This is a genomic window from Pseudomonas sp. PAGU 2196, from assembly GCF_022179005.1.
GTDB classification, from domain to species: Bacteria; Pseudomonadota; Gammaproteobacteria; order Pseudomonadales; family Pseudomonadaceae; genus Aquipseudomonas; species Aquipseudomonas kermanshahensis.
Window position 1 is genome coordinate 1 of record NZ_BNTL01000079.1, and the last position, 521, is coordinate 521.

The window sequence follows — 521 nt, forward strand, 5'->3', positions numbered from 1 at the left end:
CGAACTGTCTCACGACGTTCTGAACCCAGCTCGCGTGCCGCTTTAATGGGCGAACAGCCCAACCCTTGGGACCGACTACAGCCCCAGGATGCGACGAGCCGACATCGAGGTGCCAAACCTCCCCGTCGATGTGAACTCTTGGGGGAGATAAGCCTGTTATCCCCAGGGTAGCTTTTATCCGTTGAGCGATGGCCCTTCCATTCGGTACCACCGGATCACTAAGCCCGACTTTCGTCCCTGCTCGAGTTGTAGCTCTCGCAGTCAAGCTCCCTTATACCTTTACACTCTGCGATTGATTTCCAACCAATCTGAGGGAACCTTTGGGCGCCTCCGTTACTCTTTAGGAGGCGACCGCCCCAGTCAAACTGCCCGTCAGACACTGTCTCCGATAGGGATAACCTATCTGGGTTAGAGTAGCCATAACACAAGGGTAGTATCCCAACAACGCCTCATTCGAAACTGGCGTCCCGAAGTCAATGGCTCCTACCTATCCTGTACATGTGGTACAGATACTCAATATC

1 rRNA gene is annotated in these 521 nt (G+C 53.9%); it reads right to left on the reverse strand.

Annotated elements, in window-relative coordinates:
• Positions 1 to 521 (reverse strand): 23S ribosomal RNA (locus tag MFF34_RS28010); the annotation flags it as partial.